The sequence below is a fragment of the Phytobacter sp. V69 genome (assembly GCF_965644215.1).
In the GTDB taxonomy this organism is placed as follows: domain Bacteria; phylum Pseudomonadota; class Gammaproteobacteria; order Enterobacterales; family Enterobacteriaceae; genus Phytobacter.
Map to the genome: position 1 here is coordinate 1 of NZ_CBFFRL010000326.1, position 3306 is coordinate 3306.

Below are 3306 nucleotides of genomic sequence, written 5' to 3' on the forward strand. Positions count from 1 at the left end.
AAAACGTGTGTTTTTAGTCATCCTGTTTACCTCTCTCTCAAAGAGTTTAGTCTCCAGGATTCCCGGGGCGGTTCAGACTGATGGCTTTGGTATGTTCCTTCGTGTTACCCCTAAAGGTTCGAAATACTGGCAAATGGCCTACCGTTTCGAAGGAAAGCAAAAACTTTTCTCTATCGGTGTTTACCCTGCTGTTTCTCTTTCTGACGCAAGACAACGCCGTGACGAGGCCAGAAGGCTTCTGGCTCAGGGTATTGACCCTAATGCAAAGAAACAGGCAGAGGTTAAAGAGCTTAAAGCCAAACGTGATAATACACGCTCCTTCAGAACAGTAGCCAAAGCGTGGTTCGCCACGAAAACAAAATGGTCTGATGATTATGGTGATGCCGTATGGAAGCGCCTTGAAACTTATGTCTTCCCGGTAATCGGTGACAAAGATGTTGCCGAACTGGATACGGGTGATCTGCTGGTTCCGGTGAAAAAAGTGGAGGCACTTGGTTATCTTGAAGTTGCCATGCGCATTCAACAATACATTACGGCAATCCTGCGTCATGCCGTCCAGCAAAAGCTGATACGCCATAACCCAGCCTATGATATGGAAGGTGCAGTTCAGAAACCACAAACTGAACACCGCCCTGCACTTGAGCTGGAAGAAATACCCCAGCTACTGAACAAAATTGCCGAATACAAAGGTCGCAGGTTAACCATACTGGCAATACAGCTCAATCTGATGATTTTCATTCGTTCCAGTGAGCTGCGTTTCGCTCGCTGGTCAGAGATTGATTTCAAAAGTAAGTTATGGGTGATACCCGAACAGCGTGAAGCGATTGAAAACGTCAAACATTCAACTCGTGGGGCTAAAATGAAGCGTAAGCACTTCGTTCCCCTTTGTAAGCAGGCCATGAAGAAACTCAAAGAGATCCGACAACTGACTTATGAAGAAGGTCAAGATGATGGGTTAATCTTTACTGGCTGTTATGACTCGTTTAAACCCATGAGTGAAAACACCATCAACAAAGCCCTCCGCAATATGGGCTATGACACGAAGTAGGATATCTGTGGACACGGTTTTCGTACTCTGGCCTGTAGTGCTCTGATTGAGTCCGGTTTATGGTCAGAAGACGCTGTAGAGCTTCAGATGAGCCATAAGGAAAGTAACAGTGTCCGGGCAGCTTATACCCACAAGGCTAAACACCTTGATCAACGCCGCCTGATGCTTCAGTGGTGGGCTGATTTCCTTGATGCTAACAGCAACGATATGGTCAGGCCGTTTGAGTTTGCTTCAAATAAATAAAGGGAAAGGCCGTTCGCGGCCTTTAAACTTCATGCTTAATTACAGTCTATGCTGAATATGATACGGAATCTTTCTCTATCGCTAAACCAGCGATTTTTTCCAGCATTATTTCCCAGAGTGCGTATTTTCTTTTGTGCTCAATAAACAGAGATTTTAAATACTCTTCTGTAGAAGGGATTTTTTCAGTCCATGTAATATCTTTACTGTAATCAATGCTTTTTTTCATATCAGATGCCGCATAGGTGTAGTATTTACTCTGAGAACGACTGATACTGTCCTCTGCCAGCACTCTACGGAGCAGAGTTGCAGAACATGCATAACCATGCCTGTAAAGCTCACTCGATAAGGTACGAACAAAAGAACCGCGTAATAAAGACATCATCTCTGCGATTTCATTTTTACTCGCATTCATGACTTCAGAATCAAGATTTCCATAACTATCTGTCCCGGACAAGAAAAGAATAACAAACGGAAAGCCTTTGTTCTTTGCTATGCCAGAGAACAAATCCAGTGAGTCATTATTTTTCTCTACCCGATTATAGATATTATAAAAAATAACATCACACCTGTTCTTAAATCCGTCTATACAAATTGTTTTTGCCTGCTGAATCTTGCCTTCTTCAATCAACGCCAGAGCCAACACCTCAGTCCATTTATCACGAAGCCCTACCTGATCAACTGATTTATCTTCTTTGATTTTATTGAGAACCTGAATGGCTTCCTCAGTGCACAGTTCATCAACGAGCAACTCAGCAAACTTAATGATGTATTCTGGCTGGTTCAGTTTTCTTTTCTCAAAGCATTGCCTGATGAAATCAACATCCCTGATATACAGACTTAACTCAACAGCATCATTAACATCACCTGTCTTAAGAAGACTGTCCCTTAAAGCACGAATAACATTGTATCCCAGTTCCTTTTTATACTTATCAAAAATATCAAAGTTAAAATACACATCACCTTTAAGTATGGAAAGTATTTTATCCACTATAACATCAATGCTTTTGTCTTTTTGTAAGGACAGGGATTTCAACCATATTTCGACAGCACCATTATAATAGTCCATCCATGATCCATCTGATGTATCAGCAATTTCGCTGACTTTATCAAATGAGAGCAGTAAATCATGGCAAAACGCCTCGGTTTTTTCAGGCAGCGTTGATACCGTCTTTTCAAGTGGAAATATGACATTCCTGTATAGCCCCTCAAAAAAAACCGCTGCTTCATAATAATCATAAAAGCGTTTTGTTTTAATTACCCTTTTGTATTCAGCCTCAGCCTTTTTCAGTGATTCTTCTGGAGTTAACAGATATTTATTAATAAGAAAGGATTTTGCCTGACCATTATCCTCTGCAATATCACAAATTATTTGCATGAGTTGTTCGGCAGGCATTTCCTTGAGTAAAGCAAGTTGTTTCTTGTTCAGTTTAGCCATCATCACATCCTGATAATGTTTGGTTGCCGCAGAAAAGCTAATTGTACTAACACGAGGACAGAACATTCAATAAAAGCATTAACATAATGATTTAAAAAGAAATCTGTAGGACGCTGTTCATTGATGAAATGCACTATTTACCGTAAAATATCCCCATCATACAGTAACCTGATACAGATACGTGGAATGGTCAATGAACAAACTTTCGCCTGAAATGCCCGAACTGCAATCAATGAATATCACTGCCGATAACATCACCAAGCTTAAATCATTGTTTCCTGAAGCTTTTAATGAAGACAGTGTTGATTTTGAGGTTTTAAAGCAGCTTTTGGGTGAAAATGTAGACGACAAAGAAGAACGCTATGGCCTGAACTGGCATGGTAAGCGTCAGGCTCGTCAGCTTGCTCTTACCCCTTCCCGTGGCACCTTGCGCCCATGTAAAGATGAAAGTGTTGATTGGGATAACACCAAGAACCTCATGATCGAGGGCGATAATCTTGAAGTGTTAGATAGTGTCGTCACGAGGATAAAAATCATTGATAATAGGGCCTTCTAATCAGAAGGCCCTATTATCATGACT

1 protein-coding gene and 2 pseudogenes are annotated in these 3306 nt (G+C 41.2%); 2 read left to right on the forward strand and 1 reads right to left on the reverse strand.

Annotated features, from left to right (window positions below):
• Nucleotides 1-19 precede the first annotated feature (19 nt).
• Nucleotides 20-1291 (forward strand): annotated as a pseudogene (locus ACSZPU_RS24520) (tyrosine-type recombinase/integrase).
• Nucleotides 1292-1337: 46 nt separating this feature from the next.
• On the opposite strand, the gene ACSZPU_RS24525 reads toward ACSZPU_RS24520, so the two are convergent.
• On the reverse strand, nt 1338-2726 hold the full coding sequence (locus ACSZPU_RS24525) for a SpnT protein (protein WP_499004184.1): 1389 nt from the start codon (nt 2724-2726) through the stop codon (nt 1338-1340).
• Nucleotides 2727-2919: 193 nt separating this feature from the next.
• On the opposite strand from ACSZPU_RS24525, the pseudogene ACSZPU_RS24530 reads away from it, so the two are divergent.
• Nucleotides 2920-3264 (forward strand): annotated as a pseudogene (locus ACSZPU_RS24530) (site-specific DNA-methyltransferase); the annotation flags it as partial.
• Nucleotides 3265-3306 lie beyond the last annotated feature (42 nt).

Bases quoted from the DNA above. Each gene is read 5' to 3' on its own strand.
- ACSZPU_RS24525 (WP_499004184.1), bottom strand. From the start codon at position 2,726: ATGGCTAAACTGAACAAGAAACAACTTGCTTTACTCAAGGAAATGCCT.